Raw genomic sequence first — 18578 nt, forward strand, 5'->3', positions numbered from 1 at the left:
TGCCTGAAGCGATATTTACGCCTCGCATTGCAAGTGGCCGTGTGTTGTTTATCGATAGCGCAATATCAAGGCCTGACAGTTGCCGGCGTAAGCCGCTTGCTCCAGGTAGTGCTCCTGTCCCTGGCTTAGCAGGCCCGGGCTGGCAATCACGGTGTGGCTGTTGCCCATCTCTAGCGCATCCCAGGTCACCCAAAGCTGTTGGTCGGCATCGCGGCAATGTATTTGCCGCAGTTGCAGCGGATTGATGCCAAAGCTTATCAGCAGGGCCGCGGGTAACGGCTCGGAGGTGATCCAGGTAAGCCAGCGTTGAGTGTCTTGCCGGCACAGGTGGGCAACCATAGGCAGTATCATGCTCCAGCTGCTCGAGGCTCCCTGGGCAAGTACCAGTTCGGTTAGGCCCACATTGCTATTGTTTGCGGCGGTGTTGTGTGCCTGGGGCAAACTCTGAAAATTATTCACGGCGTATGACTCCTACACTTAAACCTTCGATGCTAAAGCTTTGGTCCCGCAGGTCGACGTGAATAACGTCAAAGTCGGGGTTTTCGGGCCAGAGCTCAACCTGGGCGCGGTTGCCTTCGCGCTTAAAGCGCTTAACGGTGACTTCATCCTCGATACGAGCCACTACAATTTGGCCGTTGTGTGCTTGATCTGTGCGGTGTACCGCCAGCAGGTCGCCATCGAGAATGCCGGCGTCCTTCATGCTCATGCCTTGTACGCTTAGTAAATAGTGGGCTTGAGGGCTGAAAAAGCTGGGGGGGATATCACAGTAGTTTTCGATGTGTTCCTGCGCCAATATCGGGCTGCCCGCCGCTACACGGCCAACAATAGGCAGGCCCTCTTGTCCCTCGGGAAGCTTAATACCGCGCGAGGCGCCAGGAATCAGCTCGATAGCACCTTTGCGCGCCAGTGCTTTAATGTGCTCTTCCGCCGCATTAGCCGACTTGTAGCCCAGCATGCGCGCAATTTCGGCGCGGGTGGGAGGGTAGCCGGTCTCGTCGGAGTAGCTTTTTATAAGCTCCAGAACCTGTTGCTGGCGTGCCGTTAGGTTTTGCATATCCCTTACCTTTGTGTTGGATGGCTGTGTACGCTAAAGCCGTAACCATTTATAGCCATAACCATCGCAAATGAGTGTTGTCGTCTCATGCACTGTTTGGCTGTACAGTATCTGTGATTATATACAGTTATAATCACTGTGCAAGTATCCAGTTGTCGGCAATAACATTTATTTCATCGGTTGGTTATACTTGCGGCCCAGTAATGGTCTTACAGGGCAGGGTAATCAGGAGTGTTTTGGATGGAGCAATTGCAAGGTTGGTATAACGAGCTAGTCGATCATGAGCGCCTATGGGTGTTTGAGGTCTTTTTCGTCGTATTAATTACGTTAATTTTGGCATCGCTGGCGCGGGTTATTTTAAATTACCTAATGCGCCATGCTCATAAAACCCGTAACCGCTGGGACGATACCTTAGTTGAGGCCGGAATCCCGCCGTTGCGCTGCTTAATTTGGTTGGTGGGGTTGTGCCTGGCCGCGCAAATGGCGCAAAGCGCTACGCAGGAATCGGTATTGGACTTTGCTGATACCGTGTTGCGGGTGGGTGTGGTGGTACTGTTGACCTGGTTTTTGGTGCGCTTGGTGAAATATGGTGAGCGCAATTTTCTCGAGCCGCCCGACGGTAAGCCGGCCGATCCGACCACCGTTATGGCGGTGGGTAAGCTTATGCGGATTGCGATTGTTATTACCTCCGCGTTAGTGCTGTTGCAGTCATTGGGTTACAGTATTTCAGGTGTCTTGGCGTTTGGTGGTATCGGCGGTATAGCCGTGGGTTTTGCGGCAAAAGATTTGTTGGCTAATTTTTTTGGCGGACTGATGATCTACATGGACCGCCCCTTTAAGGTGGGCGACTGGGTACGCTCACCGGATCAAAATATTGAAGGCACGGTCGAGGAAATCGGCCTGCGCTTAACCCGTATTCGCACTTTCGATAAGCGCCCACTGTATGTGCCCAACCAAACCTTTACGCAAATCTCGGTGGAAAACCCCTCGCGCATGTTTAACCGCCGGATATACGAAACGATTGGCGTGCGGTACGAAGATGGCGACAAAGTGGCGGCGATTGTCGCCGATGTGAAGGCGATGCTGGAGTCTCACGACGAGATCGACGCCAGTCAAACCCTGATTGTTAATTTTAATGAATTTGCCAATTCATCGCTTAATTTCTTTGTCTACACCTTTACCAAGACGGTTAACTGGGTGCATTTTCACTCGGTTAAGCAAGATGTCTTGCTAAAAATAATGGCGATTGTCGAGCAGCACGGTGCGGAATGTGCCTTCCCGACCCGCACCTTGCATATCCCCGATCAACTGCAAATGGTATCGGCCGAGGCCGCCGCAGAAGCATTGCCGGCGGCGGGGGAGCAGCGGTGAGCCCGTTAGACACGGACGCTCAGCACTGGCATGTTGATGGCGCTGAATGCCTACTAGACGCCAGCACGATACGCGCCGCGACGGCCGAGCTCGGCGCCCGAATCAGCGCCGATTACAGCGATTTGTCACAGCCGTTGGTGGTGCTGCTGATTATGAATGGCGCGGTAGTGTTTGGCGGTGGTTTGCTGCCGGCGCTGGCACTTGATGTCGAGCTGGATTATGTCCACGCCAGCCGCTATCGGGGCGATGAGGCAACCGATACGCTTGCCTGGCAACGCCAGCCGCCAGAGTGGGTGCGCGGCCGGGAGGTATTGTTAGTGGATGATATCTTAGACGCTGGCGCCACGCTTGCGGCTGTCACCGAGCGCTGTCTTGCGCTGGGCGCTACCGGAGTTCGATCGGCGGTATTGTTACACAAGCGCACGCCCCTGCCGGCCGTTATTGCGGCGGATTATGTCGCCTTTGAAATTGCCGACCGGTATGTTTACGGTTGGGGGATGGACTATCGCGGGCGAATGCGCAATGCTCCGGGAGTTTTTGCGTTGCCATAAAACCGGCGTTGCACTGATTCACAACATTTGCCGTCGCATGTGGACAAAAACCATTCAATCGCGTAAAAAAGGCTGGGGCGTTTACGCTTACTGCTCAATCGTAATGGCAGCTGTTGGGGGCTGCCGCTGTGGTTGTGCGCTAGGCGCCCGTTTGTATTGGAATACAAGTACATAAAAATAAGAGAGGTTAGGTATGTCAGAACGATTGTCAGGCACGGTCAAGTGGTTTAATAACGCTCGCGGTTATGGCTTTATCACTCAGGGTGAAGGTAGTGAAGATGTGTTTGTCCACTATCGCAGCATTCGGGGTGAGGGTTACCGCTCGCTGACAGAGGGGCAGAGCGTACTATTTGCTGTGCAACAGGGCGAGAAAGGTTTGCAGGCTGACGACGTCGAAGTGTGCTAACACTGAGTGCGGTATCTGAACGGCAGATACCGCACACCTCACGGGTAAGGTCGTTTAGTTGGGTTGCGCAGGTGCCTTATTTGGCGCCGCCTGCGGCGGTGTATAAGGCAGTATTTTAATCAGTACGCCCATTCTGGGGTGGTCTAAAAAGTGCAGTTCGTCACTGCGCATCCGGCGGGTTTGCGCCATGGTAATAATCTCACTGGGCACGTAAGGTGCCGCCAAAAAATCCCCTAGGGCTGCATTTAAATCGCTGTTTTTAAAGCCCAGCGAGTTTGTGTCTGTGCCCGCGCCCGAGAACGAGCCGCTGTTGCTGCCGAATAAATTGTCGTTTTGCCCTGAGCTGGCTTGTTGGGCAATGCGCTTTTGCGGTTGCTGCGGTAATAGCGGCCACTGCTTGCGGCTCTGCCCGGCGTTGGTTTGGAACTGGCTTAGCCACAGGTTGGTTTTGATGTGCAGGTAGCGCGAGACGTTAATGTTGACGCTGCCTTCCAGTTCATTGTGTTCGCCGTAGGTTTCTCCGCCGTAAATCAGAATGGATGGTGCGCGATCTTCGCTCACCACAATTTGTCGCCATGCTTCGTGAAACAGCACGTTAAATCCCGGTTGCGCATCCAGCCGATCACTTACGGCATTCAGGTTGCGGGCGTCTCTGGGAAGGCGGTAAAACGGTGTGCGCGCTAAATCGATGGCGGTTTCATTCGGGGTTGCAGTGCCGTCTTGCGCCGTTGGCGGCTCCGGGCGCTGAAGCTGCTGCCAGTTGAGCGGATAACTAAGCTCGATATTTTTAGGCCACAGTTCAACACTGTTTTGTTGGGGGCGGCTGTAGACGATCATTTCGATCTGATACCAGCCCTCAAAGGTTCCTTGGGCCGCACAGAGGTTACCAGTCAGTAGTAGGGCGATAAAAAAGGCGGCGCGTACTTTCATAATGTTATCGGATTCCGGTTGGTCGGGCCGTCGTTAGTTGCGGACAGCCCGGAGTGTCTCTGGCCTGAGTCTAGCGTTTTTTTACGCCTCAGTGTTAGCCGGCTTTAGCAATCGCAGTAAATCGTTTATGTGCTCCAGGCGAGATTCGGCGTCGGGCATGGGCAGCGTAAACTTTAAAAGGTTGGCGCCTTCCAGGCGAAATACCTGCGGTTGTGTTTGTACCAGTTGAACAATGTTGTAGGGGTCGACCGTGGTGTCGGCACTAAACTCGAGTTTACCGCCGGTGGCAGAGGCCTCGAGCTTTTTGATGCCGAGTTCGGCGGCGGTTAGTTTAATTTGCGTTACGTTTACCAAATTCTTAACGGGCTCTGGCAGCAGGCCAAAGCGGTCGATCATTTCTACTTGCAGCTCGCGCAGCGCCTCGGCACTGCTGGCTCCGGCGAGGCGCTTATACATCACCAGCCGCGAGTGCACGTCGGGTAAATAATCGTCGGGAATGAGCGCCGGGATGCGCAGGTTGACGTCAGTATTGTCCTCTAGCGGCTGATTGATATTGGGCTCTTTGCCGGCGCGCATGGCTTTTACCGCGCGATCGAGCATATCCATATAAAGCGAGAAACCAATGGTGTGGATCTGGCCGCTTTGCTCATCGCCCAATAGCTCGCCAGCGCCGCGAATTTCCATATCGTGCGTGGCCAGTGTAAAGCCGGCTCCCAGGTCTTCGGCGGCGGAGATCGCCTCAAGCCGCTTGAGCGAGTCGGCGGTCATGGCGCGTCGCTCGGGCGTGAGCAAATAGGCATACGCCTGGTGGTGCGAGCGACCGACACGGCCACGCAGCTGGTGCAGTTGTGCCAGGCCGAACTTGTCGGCCCGGTGGATAATAATGGTGTTGGCGCTGGGGATATCGATACCGGTTTCGATGATTGTCGAGCACACCATGACGTTAAAGCGCTTGTGGTAAAAGTCGGACATGACTTTCTCCAGTTCGCGCTCGCGCATCTGCCCGTGGCCTATGCCAATACGTGCCTCGGGCACCAGCTCCTGCAGGGCGCGGGCGGTGCGCTCGATGCTTTTTACCTCGTTGTGTAGGTAGTACACCTGGCCGCCGCGCAAAATCTCGCGCAGTATGGCCTCTTTGATGGTGGCGTTGTCGTGCTGGCGAACAAAGGTTTTTACCGATAGGCGCCTGGCGGGCGGTGTGGCGATAATCGATAAATCGCGAATACCGGCCATGGACATATTTAAGGTCCGCGGGATCGGGGTGGCGGTCAGGGTTAGGATGTCAATTTCAGCGCGGAGCTTTTTTAGCTGCTCTTTTTGGCGTACGCCAAAGCGGTGTTCTTCGTCGATGATTAACAGCCCGATGTCTTTATACTTAATATCCGGCTGAATTAATTTGTGGGTGCCCACTACGATGTCGACTTTGCCCTCGGTGAGGCGCTCTTTTACTGTCTCGACTTCTTTATTGGTGCGAAACCGGCTCATTACCTCGATAACAAACGGCCAGCTGGCAAAGCGATCTTTTAAGGACTCGTAGTGCTGTTGGGCGAGCAGGGTGGTCGGGGCCAATATCGCCACCTGTTTGCCGGCGTGGGCGGCAACAAACGCCGCGCGCATAGCGACCTCGGTTTTGCCAAAGCCCACGTCGCCGCACACCAGACGGTCCATGGGCTGTGGCGATAGCATGTCTTTAACCACCGCCTCGATCGCCAGCTGCTGGTCGGGGGTTTCTTCAAACGGAAAGCCGGCCGCAAACGAGAGGTAGTCGGCCTTGGGGTCGGCAAAGGCCAGGCCCTTGCGCGCGGCCCGCCGGGCGTAAATGTCGAGCAGCTCGGCGGCGGTGTCACGCACTTGCTCGGCGGCTTTGCGCTTGGCTTTTTGCCAGACTTCGGAGCCGAGCCGGTGCAAAGGTGCCATCTCTTCATCGGCGCCACTGTAGCGGCTAATAAGGTGCAGGCTGGTCACCGGCACGTACAGCTTGGCCTCGTCGGCGTATTCCAACATTAAAAATTCGCTGGTGTCGCCCTCGATGCTAATGGTTTCCAGGCCGCGGTAGCGCCCGACGCCGTGATCGATATGGACGACAGGTGCCCCGACTTTAAGCTCGGTCAGGTTTTTAACGACGTTTTCGGCGTTATCCTGCCCCTGGCGGCGCCGGCGTGTTTGCTGGATGCGCTCGCCAAACAGCTGCGACTCGGCAATCAGGGCGAGTGCCCCATCGGCGATAATCAGCCCCTGATCAATGCCGCCGACGGTTATGCCAATTCGCTCATCCGAGTCGATAAACGCCTGCCAGCTACTGAATGTGGTGGGTTTTACCCGGATGCGCCCAAGTAGCTCGAGCAGGGTTTCGCGGCGTCCGGCGGACTCGGCGCAGAAGAGGGCCCGACCGTCAAATTCCAGTAAAAAAGCCTCGATACTGGTCAGGGGGTTCTCGGCGTGGGCGTGAATGGGCAGCGATGGCGGCAGGCTGGTGTTGAAGTTAAGCTGACCGGCCTTGCCCTCGAGTTGCTCGGCGCCGATTTGGGTGCGGCTCATTCCCTTCAGGCCGGCAAATAGCTCTTCTTCTCGCAAGTAAATTTCGGGTGGTGCCAACAGTGGCCGGGTTGGGTCGACGCCACGGGATTCGTAGCGGGCCCATAGCTCTTGCAAAAAGTGGCTGGCAGCACCTTGTATGTCGCCCAGGGTGTAGGCGATGGTGTTGCCCGGCAAAAAGTCGAACAGTGTGCTGCTGTGAGCAAAAAACAGCGGCAAATAGTATTCGATGCCGGGCGGGGCGATACCGTCGCTCACATCGCGATATAATGAGCAGGCGCTAGGATCTACGTCAAAGCGCTGGTGCCACTGATTTTTAAAGTGGCTGATACCGCTTTTATCCAGTGGGTACTCGCGCGCCGGCAGCAGCTCTAATGCGTCGATTTTGTCTTGGGTAAGCTGGGTGTCCGGGTCAAATGTTCGCAGTGTGTCGATTTCGTCATCAAACAGGTCGATACGCAGGGGCAAATCGCTGCCCATGGGGAAGATGTCGATCAGCGCGCCGCGCACGGCAAATTCACCGTGTTCGTAGACGGTGTCAACGACCCTATAGCCGGCTTGAATCAGGTTGTCGCGCAGGGTGGCAAGGTCGAGCGTCTCTCCGATCTTTAACAGCAGGCTGTTTTGCACCAGGTAATCTTTTGGCATTAGGCGCTGTAATAGGCTGGTGACGGGCAGTACCAGTATCCCGTGGTGGGTGTTAGGTAGGTGGTACAGGGTGCGCAGCCGTTCAGAGATAATATCCTGGTGGGGCGAGATGCTATCGTAGGGTAGTGTCTCCCAGTCTGCCAGGTGCAGGATGTTAAGCTCGTGGCCGGCAAAAAAGCGCAGTTCAATCTCAAGCCGCTGGGCGCTGGCGGTATCGCTGGTGATGGCGAGGGTTAAGCCCGGGTGTTTTTGGGCTGCGTTGGCCAGCGCCAGCGCCTGCGCCGAGCCGTATAGTTGTCCCCAGTGACGGCGCTCTCCGGGCCGGTCGGTGACATCGGGTTGGCGAGGGTCAAATATAGTCATAGCGATCGGTAGCGTGTTGTTGGGCGTTGCCGGTTTTACGGTTGCTGCGCGCACGTAGCAATATGAGGCGGCATTGTACCCGCTTTTATCCCTTTTGTAGGTGGTGGTTATCCCCCGCCAGAGGGTGAATACGGTGATTTAGGCAAAGATGCGCTAAAATTGTGCCACGACACTGGTCATTGGCAGCCCTGATCTTTATAATTGCCGCGATTTTTTAGTAGGTTCTGGTTTGTTATTTTGCGCTCAGACTCGCTGTTGGCCGCAAGGCTCAGGCTAAGTTTGAGCGGTATTGCCTCAAAACTGCGCCGATGTGGATAGATTCTGCATTACCGGATGCGTCAGACCAGACTGAAACAATCAATAAACTTCAACTAATAGAAGTGGTTGGCGCACAGTCAACACAGCGACATTGCGGCTCAGCGATTGAGTCGTGCTACTTATTAATCCAACGAGTGATTAGGCAGAGACGTATGATAAAGATTCGTCGGGGATTGGATTTACCTATATCCGGTGCACCCGAGCAGACGATCGCCGATGGGCCAGAAGCCCGCTCTGTGGCAGTCATCGGCCCAGATTATCACGGCATGAAGCCGACTATGGCCGTGGCCGTAGGCGATAAAGTCAAGCTCGGACAGCTGTTATTTACCGATAAAAAAACCGAAGGCGTGCGTTATACCGCGCCAGCTGCGGGTACAGTCGCGGCGATTCATCGCGGCGAGCGCCGGATGTTGCAGTCGGTTGTGATTGACGTCGAGGGCGATGAGTCTGAGACTTTTACCGCGTTAGGCGAGTCTGAGCTTGGCAGTGCCAGCGCCGAGAGTGTGCGCGAGTTGCTAAACGAGGCCGGCTTGTGGACCGCTTTGCGCACTCGCCCTTACAGTAAGGTTCCGGCTATTGATTCCGCGCCACATGCGATTTTTGTGGCGGCGATGGATACCAACCCGCTGGCCGCTGACCCTCAGGTTGTGCTGCGCGAACGCGCGGATGACTTTATTAACGGCTTGAAGGTGTTGGCTCGCCTGACCGAGGGTAAAGTCTATGTCTCTAAGGCGCCCGGCGCTGATATCCCGGTAGCGAGCGGCGATCAGTTCTCTGTCAATGAATTTGCCGGTGTACACCCGGCCGGTAATGTCGGCACTCATATCCATCATCTGGATGCCGTGAGTGCGACCAAAACCGTGTGGACGATCAACTATCAGGATGTCGTTGCCTTTGGTGCGTTTGCCACTACCGGCCGTATTGATACCCGCCGCGTCGTAGCGCTGGCAGGCCCTGGCGTAACGGAGCCTCGCTTGGTGCGTACCCGTGTGGGTGCCAGCCTGGAAGAATTAACCGCCGGCCAATTGAATGGCACGGGTAACCGTATCGTGTCGGGCTCGGTATTTGGCGGTCGCACGGCTCGTGGCCCCTACGCGTTCCTCGGCCGTTACCACACCCAAGTCAGTGTTTTGCCCGAGGGTGACGATCGCCCGATGCTGCACTACTTGCGCGCCGGTATCAATCTCTTCTCGGTGTTGAATATCTATCTGTCTAAGTTGACCCCCTCTAAGCGCTTTGCGTTTACCACCAGTACGAATGGTAGTGAGCGTGCGATGGTTCCCGTCGGTGCTTATGAAAAGGTAATGCCACTTGATATTTTACCTACCCAGTTGCTGCGTGCGCTGGTGGTGGGTGATAGCGAGTCGGCGCAACAGCTTGGCTGTCTTGAGCTTGATGAAGAAGATTTGGCTCTGTGTACGTTTGTCTGCCCGGGTAAGTACGAGTACGGCCCAATCTTGCGCGACAATCTCACCTTGATCGAGCGGGAGGGTTAAGACATGAAAGCACTGCGTAATTTCCTCGATAAAATCGAGCCCAACTTTCACAAAGGCGGCAAGCACGAAAAATGGTACGCGCTGTACGAAGCCGTCGATACCATTTTTTACCGCCCGGCGGATGTTGCTAAAACCACCTCTCATGTGCGCGACGGTATCGACCTGAAGCGTATTATGATCACTGTGTGGATGTGTACCTTCCCCGCAATGTTCTTTGGTATGTATAACGTCGGTCATAACGCCAATGTTATTTTGGCCGATATGGGCATGGCCGGTGTCGAAGGCTGGCGCATCGCGCTGATCTCATCGATTGCCGGCTTTGACCCCAATAGTGTTTGGGACTGCCTGGTTCACGGCGCCGCTTACTTTCTGCCTATATACGCCGTTGTCTTTATTGTGGGCGGCTTTTGGGAAGTATTGTTTGCCATGGTGCGCGGTCACGAAGTTAACGAAGGCTTCTTTGTTACCTCGGTACTGTTTGCGCTTATCTGCCCTCCCGATCTACCGTTGCTGTACGCCGCACTGGGTATCAGCTTTGGTGTGGTGCTGGGTAAAGAGGTGTTTGGTGGTACGGGTAAAAACTTCTTAAACCCCGCCTTAACCGGTCGTGCATTTTTGTTCTTTGCTTACCCCGCCAGTATGTCGGGCGATACCGTCTGGACCGCTGTTGATGGCTACACGGGTGCAACCGCGCTGTCAGTGGTGGCGCAAAACGGTGTCGAAGCACTTGAGGCACAACTGAGCTGGATGGATGCCTTTTTAGGGTTTATGCAGGGCAGTATTGGTGAAACCTCCACCTTGGCTATCTTTATTGGCGGTGCTGTGCTGCTGGTAATGGGTATTGCATCGTGGCGTATTGTGGCCGGCGTTATGCTGGGCATGATCGCAACCAGTTTGCTGTTTAACTTAACCGGTGACGCGAGCTCGAACCCGTCCATGGCAATGCCCTGGTACTGGCACATGGTTGTGGGTGGTTTTGCGTTCGGTATGATCTTTATGGCGACCGATCCGGTTTCGGCCTCTATGACTGATACCGGTAAATACTGGTTTGGTGCTTTGATTGGCTTTATGGTGATTATTATTCGTGTGGTAAACCCTGCCTTCCCGGAAGGCATGATGTTGGCGATCTTGTTTGCTAACCTGTTTGCTCCGCTGATTGATTACCTTGTAGTTCGCGCAAATATCAAGCGGAGGTTGGCACGTGGCTAGTAATGATTCCATTAAGAAAACAGTCACAGTAACGCTGTTACTGTGTATTGTCTGCTCAGTGGTAGTGTCCACAGCAGCCGTACTTTTGCGTCCGGTGCAGGAAGTAAACAAGTCGCTGGATTTTAAGCGCAATATTCTGTCGGCTGCCGGCCTGCTCGAGAAATCGGACAAGGCAAGCGTCGAAAGCCTGTTTGCTGAGCGCGTGACCACGCAAGTGGTTGATTTGGCGTCTGGCACATTCACCGATGCGGTTGACCCTGCCAATTACGATCAGCGCAAGGCCAGCAAAGATCCGGCTCGCTCAACCGATTTGAGCCCCGATGAAGACATCGCAAAAATCTCTCGTCGTGAAGAGTATGCCGTGGTGTATTTAATTGAGGGTGATTCGGGCCTTGAGACACTGGTATTGCCGGTGCGTGGGTATGGTCTTTGGTCGACTTTGTATGGCTTTTTGGCGTTGAAGTCTGACTTAAATACCGTTGAAGGCTTTGGTTTTTACGAGCACGGTGAAACCCCTGGGCTTGGTGGTGAAGTTGATAATCCATCGTGGAAAGCTCAGTGGGAAGGCAAAGAAGTTTACGACGAAGACGGCAATGTTGAGCTGACTGTTATTAAAGGTACAGTTGACCCCCAGTCTAAAAATGCTGATCACCAGATTGATGGCTTGTCAGGTGCGACACTGACCAGCCGTGGAGTGACGAACTTGGTTCAGTTTTGGCTGGGTGAGGATGGCTACAAGTCCTTCATCACCAACCTAAAGAACGGGGAGGCCTAAGATCATGAAAATCAAAGAACTCTTATTTGCGCCGATTTTCTCCAATAACCCGATTGCCCTGCAGATCCTGGGGATTTGTTCGGCACTGGCGGTTACTAGCAGCTTGGCGGTTACCGTGGTTATGTGTATTGCACTGACCTCGGTGGTGGCCTTCTCAAACCTGTTTGTCTCTTTGGTACGTAATCACGCCCCGGGCAGTATTCGTATCATTATTCAGATGACTATTATTGCCTCGCTGGTAATTGTGGTTGATCAGGTTCTGAAAGCGTACGCGTTTGAAATCAGTAAGCAGCTCTCTGTGTTTGTTGGTCTGATCATTACTAACTGTATCGTGATGGGCCGGGCCGAAGCATTCGCCATGAAAAACCCGCCACTGCCAAGCTTTTTAGATGGTGTGGGTAACGGCTTGGGCTACAGCGCTATGCTGTTGGGCTTGGCGTTTATTCGTGAGCTGTTTGGTTCCGGTAGCCTGTTTGGTACTCAGGTGTTGCCACTTGCCACTGAAGGCGGCTGGTATATTCCTAATGGTCTGTTGCTGTTGCCACCCAGTGCGTTCTTCCTGATTGGTTTGTTTATCTGGGCGATTCGCGTTTGGAAGAAAGATCAAATTGAACAGCCCGATTATAAAATTGCGCCTAACACCAAGCCGCTAGCGAAGGAGGCCTGATCATGGAAGCGTATTTGAGCTTATTTGTTCGGTCGATTTTTATCGACAACATGGCCCTGGCGTTCTTCCTGGGCATGTGTACCTTGCTGGCTGTATCGAAAAAAATTGGTGCGGCGTTTGGTTTGGGTATTGCTGTTATTGTGGTGCAAACCATTACCGTACCGGTGAACAACTTGTTGTACACCTACGTACTGGCCGATGGTGCGCTGGCCTGGGCGGGTTTACCCGATGTTAACTTAAGCTTTTTGGGGCTTATTTCTTACATCGGTGTTATTGCCGCCTTGGTACAGATCCTTGAAATGGTACTGGATAAATATGTGCCTGCACTGTACAACGCGCTGGGCGTGTTTTTGCCTCTTATTACCGTAAACTGCGCCATTTTAGGTGGCTCGCTGTTTATGGTAGAGCGCGATTACAACTTTGGCGAGAGTGTTGTTTTTGGTGTTGGCTCTGGTGTGGGTTGGGCGTTGGCCATTACCGCACTGGCCGGTATCCGCGAGAAGATGAAGTACAGTGATGTGCCCGAAGGGCTTCGCGGCCTGGGTATTACTTTTATTACCGTGGGCTTAATGTCGCTTGGCTTTATGTCATTCGGCGGCATTGATCTGTAATCAGCGAGGATTCACATGAACGAAATTATACTTGGCGTAGCCATGTTCACGATCATCGTGCTTGTGCTGGTGATTGTGATTTTGAGCGCGCGTGCACAATTGGTATCGACGGGTGATGTCACCATTGATATCAACGGCGAGAAAAAACTCACCGTTCCTGCGGGTGGTAAACTGTTGCAGACGCTGTCTGGAGCGGGCTTGTTCTTGCCGTCAGCCTGTGGCGGCGGCGGTACCTGTGCCCAGTGTGCCTGTGTTGTGACCGATGGCGGTGGCTCTATGCTGCCTACCGAAGAGAGCCACTTTACCAAGCGTCAAGCGGCAGAGGGCTGGCGCTTATCCTGTCAAACCCCGGTTAAACAGGATATGGTGGTTGAAGTTCCGGAAGACGTATTTGGTGTTAAGCAGTGGGAGTGTACCGTTGAGTCCAACCCCAATGTGGCAACCTTTATTAAAGAGCTGACCCTAAAGTTACCCGAGGGAGAGAACGTAGACTTCCGCGCCGGTGGTTATGTCCAGCTTGAGTGCCCCGCTTACCATATTAAGTTCTCTGATTTTGATATCGAAGAGCAATTCCGTGGTGACTGGGAGCGTTTTGGCTTTTTTAATTTAGAAACCAAAAATTCCGAGCCCGTTCAGCGCGCTTACTCAATGGCTAACTACCCCGAAGAGCGCGGTCTGGTTAAGTTTAATATCCGTATCGCGACACCGCCTCCGGGCTCTAAAGACATTCAGCCGGGCATTATGTCCTCGTATGTGTTTAACCTGAAGCCGGGTGACACAATCACCGTATTTGGCCCCTTTGGTGAGTTCTTTGCCAAAGATACCGAGGCTGAGATGGTGTTTGTGGGTGGTGGTGCCGGTATGGCGCCAATGCGCTCGCACATTTTTGACCAGCTTAAGCGCCTTAACTCTAAGCGTAAAATATCATTTTGGTATGGCGCACGCTCTTTGAAAGAGCTGTTCTATCAAGATGAATACGACATGCTCGCCGAAGAGAACGACAACTTTACCTGGCATGTTGCCATGTCGGATCCGCAGCCGGAAGATAACTGGGAAGGGTTAACCGGGTTTATTCATAACGTATTGTATGAAGAGTACCTGAAAGATCACCCCGCACCGGAAGATTGCGAGTTCTACATGTGTGGGCCGCCAATGATGAACGCGGCGGTTATTAAGTTGCTCCACGATCTGGGTGTAGAAGATGAAAACATTATGCTGGACGACTTTGGTGGTTAAACGTTTCATACCAATGCCTGACATAATGATAATAAAAAAGAGGCTGACATTTCTGTCAGCCTCTTTTTTGTTTCTGTGTCTGCTACTGAGTGGTTGTACCCCCAGTGGTACTGAGCGCCCCAATGTAAAGTTCTCGGGTCGTACCATGGGTACGCACTATCATATTACTGTCGTTGGGCCGGCGTCCGGAGATTTTGACATTAATGTGGATGCGTTACAGGCCGCCGTCGATGAGCAGTTGGTGCACATTAACCAGATGATGTCGACTTACATCGAAGACTCAGAGTTGATGCGCTTTAATCGCGCACCGGTCAATGAGTGGGTTGAGCTCTCGGAGCCGGTGATGGAAGTGTTGGCTATCAGTGAAGACATCAGTAAGCGCTCTCACGGCGCATTTGATGTTACGGTGGGCCCACTGGTTAACCTTTGGGGCTTTGGGCCCCAAATGCAGCCCGAGCAGGTTCCTGATGATGATGCGTTGGCGGCCGCACTGGCGCGTACGGGGCATAAGTTTTTGCAGCTTGATGTAAACCGGGCACGTCGCACCAACGATATAAGCGTCGATTTATCCGCGGTTGCCAAGGGCTATGGTGTCGACTGGATTGTTAATTTCTTAGTGGATCGTGGCTTTGATAACATGATGGTTGAGATCGGTGGTGAAGTGCGTGTTGTGGGCGAGAGCCCGCGCAGTACGCCGTGGCGAATTGCCATAGAGCAGCCATCGGTACTGGCCGGAGGCGCCAGACTCGCCCTGAATATCGATAATCACGCGGTGGCGACCTCGGGTGACTATCGCAATTATTTTGAAGTCGATGGCGTGCGTTACTCGCATACAATCGACCCCACAACCGGTCGGCCTATTAGACACAACCTGGCTTCGGTGACGGTAGTGGCTGAAACCGCAGCCCGCGCCGATGCCTGGGCAACAGCCCTGAATGTATTGGGCCCGGAAAAAGGCATGGCGCTCGCAAACGCTGAGCAACTCGCCGTTTATATGATTGTCAAAGACGGTGACGGCTTTACTGACACTCAGTCGGTGACGTTTTCACAGTTGTTGCAGTAGCGCCAAAGCGCTGCAACACAGGAGGGTAAAGCGATGGCAGTATTTTTAGTGGTTTTAGTGGTGATGCTTACCGTGGTGGTAGGTATGTCTGTGGGTGTTATTTTCGGGCGCAAACCCTTAACGGGCTCGTGTGGCGGAGTTGGTAAAGCGCTGGGCGAAAAAGATTACAGTTGTGAGCTTTGTGGCGGTGATGAACAAAAGTGCGAAAGTCTTAAAAACGGCGTAAGCTCACCGGCTGCGACAGATTTAGCTGTAGATGCGACGGCGAAACAGCCGCGCGATTAACCTGCAGGCAGTGCTCTGCGCAAGTTGTGGAGTATCACCTGCGAAGTAGGGAAGTGGGGGCTTATTGTGGCGACATATACATACGACGTAGTAATTATTGGTTCTGGTCCGGCAGGCGAAAGCGCTGCCATGGCATCGGCCAAGGCGGGTAAACGAGTAGCGGTTATTGAGGGGCGGGGCCTGGTTGGTGGCAACTGTGCCCATAAAGGGACCATTCCGTCTAAATCTTTGCGGCATGCGGTTAAACAAATTATCCAGTTTAAAACCAGCAGCTTGTTTCGTGAAAATGGCGAAAGTTGGCGTATTACGTACCCGCGTGTGCTGGCGGCAGCAAACCAAGTTATCCCCAAGCAGGTAGAGCTGCACACCGACTTTTACGTGCGTAACCGAGTGGCTGTGTTCACTGGGTTTGCGTCCTTTTTGGATGCCAATACCGTTGAGGTGAAATTCAGCGAAGGCTCTACTGAAACCATCCACGCCGAGCATTTTATTATCGCCACCGGCTCACGCCCTTATCAGCCAGCCGATGTAGACTTTACTCATCCGCGTATTTACGATTCTGATTCGATTTTAGAGATGAAGCATACCCCGCGTCATATCTTAATTTATGGGGCCGGCGTTATCGGTTGTGAGTACGCGTCGATCTTTTCAGGGCTGGGGGTCAAGGTTGACCTAATCAACAACCGCGATCGGTTGTTATCATTTTTGGATGATGAGATCTCTGACGCGTTGAGTTATCACCTGCGCGATAACGGCGTACGGGTTCGTCACAGCGAAACCTACGAAAAAATCGAAGCCACTGACCGCGGCGTGACGCTTTATTTGCAGTCGGGTAAGCGCATTAAAGCCGATGCCTTGCTGTGGTGTAATGGCCGCAGCGGTAATACCGATCAGCTTAACCTTGATGCCGTTGGCCTGACTCCCGATCACCGGGGCAATTTGACGGTGAATGAGCAGTATCAAACGGATGTTGAGAATATTTATGCCGTGGGTGATGTGGTCGGGTGGCCGAGTCTGGCCAGTGCCTCTTACGATCAGGGGCGGGCCTTAGCCGCCGTTATTTTAGGTGAGCCGGCCAACGATGTGAGCGAAGTGCCCACCGGTATTTATACCTTGCCCGAGATTAGCTCGGTGGGTAAAACCGAGCGCGAGTTAACCGAGGCGCGTATTCCCTATGAGGTAGGGCGGTGCCTGTTTAAAAATACCGCGCGCGGGCAAATCAGTGGTGAAGATGTCGGTATGCTGAAGTTATTGTTTCATGTCGATACCGGAGCGCTGCTGGGTGTGCATTGCTTTGGTGCTGAGGCCGCCGAGATTATTCACATCGGGCAAGCGATCATGAGTCAGCCTGGTGAGAACAACAATATCAGTTTCTTTTTGAATACTACGTTTAACTATCCCACCATGGCTGAGGCTTATCGTCTGGCGGCGCTGGACGGTACCAACCGTATCAATCGTCAATAACGACAAATGCTATGCCATAAAAAAGGCCACCTAGTTAGGTGGCCTTTTTGGTTGTAGGCTTTGCCGATGCCTTTTGGGGCGCTGGCAGCGTTAAGGTGTACTTCCGGCATCTGTTACCTTGGGGGTAAACTTGATCACTGAGTGCACCACGCGGTCGCTCTCAAAATAGACAACAAAGTCGCTGTAAGTCCAGGTGTAAATGGGTGGTTCGCCAACCGGCCCTTGCTGCGTCATGGGCTCACCGTACTTGGTTTTTACGCTGGCTTTAGTTGTGCCCGTCGCGGGCGTAGAGATGAACTCGCCCGGTTTTTCCTGCTGCCCAACCGGGATGCGTACCGTCTCGGCGTGAGACTGAAAAGCGAAAAGCATGAATAACATGGCGATAGCAAACTTCATGAGAGATCCTAATAGGGTAATAAGTCGGTTTAAAACGCCGGTTGTTGCGGCTTTTGCCGTGCCGAAACCATTTGTGCCCGCATAATATGCTGGCTTATTTGTTGTCGCTCGGCGGCATTAAGGTAAAGGAATTCTGCCGCAATTTGGCAGCCGTTGCCGCGATCCGGTTCACACCGAATGACTTGCGCGTGCAGGGCGATGGCCATTAACGGCGAGTCAAAGCTCAGCATTAGGGCGAGCCATTGCTGTTCGGCCAGCGGAGTAGGGTGAACAAACTGGAGGCCGCCCTCGCTAAGCTCAATGGTTTGGGGGACCTTAAGCCCGGCGATTTGGCTGTTTAAGCAAAACTGCGCGAGAGTGTCGATCTTGCGGGTAAGAATACTCAGGTAATCCCCCAGAGCCCGATCGGCGTCTTTAATCTGTTGCTGCAGCTGGCTGCCGTCCAGGTCCAGCCGCTTAAGCTCTGCCATCGTGTGCAAAATATGGCTGGCGGTAAAATGCGAGGAGGCATCCGCGTTGGCCTCTGGCTGCTGGGGCAGTGCTGCTAGCTCAACGTTTGCGCTTAACGCTAGGCGAAAATAATCCCGTCGTTCATCCATAGTCTACTCGAACTCTAAAAGAGGTTGAGATGGTCATTTTTAACGATAGCACACCCAACGTTCGTCGGCACTAGGTGAGTTTTTGCTCGGCTGGGGTTGTGGTCTTGGCGGGCGGGGCAGTGCGTCGCTCTTGTAGTCCACAGGCCGTTGGGGTTAAATGCGCAGATGTTAAAAATCATCCCTTTGGCCATTGGCTTGCGGTATATCCGCGCTAAACGCCGCAATCAGTTTATCTCGTTTGTCAGTGGCTTTTCGCTGCTGGGAATGGCGTTGGGTGTGATGGCACTTATTGTCGTGATGTCGGTGATGAACGGCTTTGATCGCGAGATGAAACAGCGGCTGCTGCGCGTCATTCCGCACGGCTTTGTTACCCAAGAGCCCGCCATGAAAAACTGGCAGGTGCTGCGCGAACAACTCTTAAGCAATACCGATATTGTGGCGGCAGCCCCTTTTGTCGAAGGTTTTGCGCTGGCGGGCTTTCAATCGCAGGTTCAGGGTGTTCAGGTATCCGGCGTAGACCCGCAGCTACAAGGCGGCGTTTCGGCTGTGGTTGATAATATGCTGATTGGCGAGTTAGGCGATTTGCAGGCCGGGCAATTTG

19 protein-coding genes are annotated in these 18578 nt (G+C 53.6%); 13 read left to right on the forward strand and 6 right to left on the reverse strand.

All coding sequences use genetic code 11. The annotated features are described in order from the left end of the window. Nucleotides 1–48 precede the first annotated feature (48 nt). Nucleotides 49–459, reverse strand: coding sequence for a hypothetical protein (locus AAC019_RS10030; protein ID WP_339898671.1), 411 nt, complete (start codon nucleotides 457–459; stop codon nucleotides 49–51). Continuing rightward, on the reverse strand, nucleotides 452–1054 hold the full coding sequence (gene lexA / locus AAC019_RS10035) for a transcriptional repressor LexA (protein ID WP_339898673.1): 603 nt from the start codon (nucleotides 1052–1054) through the stop codon (nucleotides 452–454). Before lexA ends, AAC019_RS10030 begins: the two co-directional genes overlap by 8 nt. Before the next feature lie 240 nt (nucleotides 1055–1294). Here lexA and AAC019_RS10040 point away from each other — a divergent pair, with 240 nt between their 5' ends. The 3 genes from AAC019_RS10040 to AAC019_RS10050 all read left to right on the forward strand — a co-directional run bounded on the left by AAC019_RS10040 (nucleotide 1295) and on the right by AAC019_RS10050 (nucleotide 3382). After that, nucleotides 1295–2425 (forward strand): mechanosensitive ion channel family protein, encoded by a 1131-nt coding sequence (locus AAC019_RS10040; RefSeq protein WP_339898674.1) that lies wholly within the window; start codon nucleotides 1295–1297, stop codon nucleotides 2423–2425. After that, entirely contained in the window at nucleotides 2422–2976 is a 555-nt protein-coding gene (locus AAC019_RS10045) for a hypoxanthine-guanine phosphoribosyltransferase (RefSeq protein ID WP_339898675.1), read from the forward strand. Before AAC019_RS10040 ends, AAC019_RS10045 begins: the two co-directional genes overlap by 4 nt. Before the next feature lie 193 nt (nucleotides 2977–3169). Beyond that, nucleotides 3170–3382, forward strand: a complete 213-nt coding sequence (locus AAC019_RS10050; protein WP_339898676.1) for a cold-shock protein — start codon at nucleotides 3170–3172, stop codon at nucleotides 3380–3382. 54 nt (nucleotides 3383–3436) lie between these two features. Here AAC019_RS10050 and AAC019_RS10055 read toward each other — a convergent pair whose 3' ends face one another. Both AAC019_RS10055 and mfd read right to left on the reverse strand, forming a co-directional pair. Continuing rightward, a complete protein-coding gene (locus AAC019_RS10055) occupies nucleotides 3437–4312 on the reverse strand; it encodes a CsiV family protein (RefSeq protein WP_339898678.1) in 876 nt (291 codons plus the stop codon). An 81-nt stretch (nucleotides 4313–4393) separates the two neighbouring features. Further along, on the reverse strand, nucleotides 4394–7858 hold the full coding sequence (mfd, locus tag AAC019_RS10060; RefSeq protein ID WP_339898679.1) for a transcription-repair coupling factor: 3465 nt from the start codon (nucleotides 7856–7858) through the stop codon (nucleotides 4394–4396). Nucleotides 7859–8328: 470 nt separating this feature from the next. Between mfd and AAC019_RS10065 the strand changes: the two genes are divergently transcribed. From AAC019_RS10065 to sthA, 9 genes are all read left to right on the forward strand, one after another. After that, nucleotides 8329–9672 carry a Na(+)-translocating NADH-quinone reductase subunit A gene (locus tag AAC019_RS10065; protein WP_339898680.1) on the forward strand — a complete coding sequence of 448 codons (1344 nt, stop codon included), beginning with the start codon at nucleotides 8329–8331 and terminating at the stop codon, nucleotides 9670–9672. Between the two features lie 3 nt (nucleotides 9673–9675). Beyond that, a complete protein-coding gene (locus AAC019_RS10070; RefSeq protein WP_339898681.1) occupies nucleotides 9676–10881 on the forward strand; it encodes an NADH:ubiquinone reductase (Na(+)-transporting) subunit B in 1206 nt (401 codons plus the stop codon). Next, nucleotides 10874–11656 carry a Na(+)-translocating NADH-quinone reductase subunit C gene (locus tag AAC019_RS10075; RefSeq protein ID WP_339898682.1) on the forward strand — a complete coding sequence of 261 codons (783 nt, stop codon included), beginning with the start codon at nucleotides 10874–10876 and terminating at the stop codon, nucleotides 11654–11656. The genes AAC019_RS10070 and AAC019_RS10075 overlap by 8 nt, the downstream gene beginning before the upstream one ends. Before the next feature lie 4 nt (nucleotides 11657–11660). Next, nucleotides 11661–12323, forward strand: coding sequence for an NADH:ubiquinone reductase (Na(+)-transporting) subunit D (locus tag AAC019_RS10080; protein WP_339898683.1), 663 nt, complete (start codon nucleotides 11661–11663; stop codon nucleotides 12321–12323). Between the two features lie 2 nt (nucleotides 12324–12325). Continuing rightward, the gene (nqrE, locus tag AAC019_RS10085) at nucleotides 12326–12934 is read left to right on the forward strand and encodes an NADH:ubiquinone reductase (Na(+)-transporting) subunit E (RefSeq protein ID WP_041523456.1); all 609 of its coding nucleotides are present in this window, start codon (nucleotides 12326–12328) and stop codon (nucleotides 12932–12934) included. Nucleotides 12935–12949: 15 nt separating this feature from the next. Further along, the gene (gene nqrF, locus AAC019_RS10090) at nucleotides 12950–14170 is read left to right on the forward strand and encodes an NADH:ubiquinone reductase (Na(+)-transporting) subunit F (RefSeq protein ID WP_339898684.1); all 1221 of its coding nucleotides are present in this window, start codon (nucleotides 12950–12952) and stop codon (nucleotides 14168–14170) included. A 145-nt stretch (nucleotides 14171–14315) separates the two neighbouring features. After that, on the forward strand, nucleotides 14316–15233 hold the full coding sequence (locus AAC019_RS10095; protein ID WP_339898685.1) for an FAD:protein FMN transferase: 918 nt from the start codon (nucleotides 14316–14318) through the stop codon (nucleotides 15231–15233). 33 nt (nucleotides 15234–15266) lie between these two features. After that, on the forward strand, nucleotides 15267–15518 hold the full coding sequence (gene nqrM, locus AAC019_RS10100; protein WP_339898686.1) for a (Na+)-NQR maturation NqrM: 252 nt from the start codon (nucleotides 15267–15269) through the stop codon (nucleotides 15516–15518). 66 nt (nucleotides 15519–15584) lie between these two features. Beyond that, complete coding sequence (sthA, locus tag AAC019_RS10105) at nucleotides 15585–16982, forward strand: Si-specific NAD(P)(+) transhydrogenase (RefSeq protein WP_339898687.1); 1398 nt, start codon at nucleotides 15585–15587, stop codon at nucleotides 16980–16982. 90 nt (nucleotides 16983–17072) lie between these two features. On the opposite strand, the gene AAC019_RS10110 is transcribed toward sthA, so the two are convergent. Together AAC019_RS10110 and AAC019_RS10115 are read right to left on the reverse strand one after the other, a co-directional pair. Beyond that, nucleotides 17073–17378 (reverse strand): hypothetical protein, encoded by a 306-nt coding sequence (locus AAC019_RS10110; protein ID WP_339898688.1) that lies wholly within the window; start codon nucleotides 17376–17378, stop codon nucleotides 17073–17075. A gap of 29 nt (nucleotides 17379–17407) precedes the next feature. Continuing rightward, nucleotides 17408–17977: a PilZ domain-containing protein gene (locus AAC019_RS10115; protein ID WP_339898689.1), complete on the reverse strand. Its 570-nt coding sequence runs from the start codon at nucleotides 17975–17977 to the stop codon at nucleotides 17408–17410. A gap of 165 nt (nucleotides 17978–18142) precedes the next feature. On the opposite strand from AAC019_RS10115, the gene AAC019_RS10120 reads away from it, so the two are divergent. Then, nucleotides 18143–18578 (forward strand): ABC transporter permease (locus AAC019_RS10120; RefSeq protein ID WP_339898690.1); only part of this gene is annotated, 436 nt, incomplete at its 3' end.

Source organism: uncultured Gilvimarinus sp. (genome assembly GCF_963975215.1).
Lineage (GTDB): Bacteria > Pseudomonadota > Gammaproteobacteria > Pseudomonadales > Cellvibrionaceae > Gilvimarinus.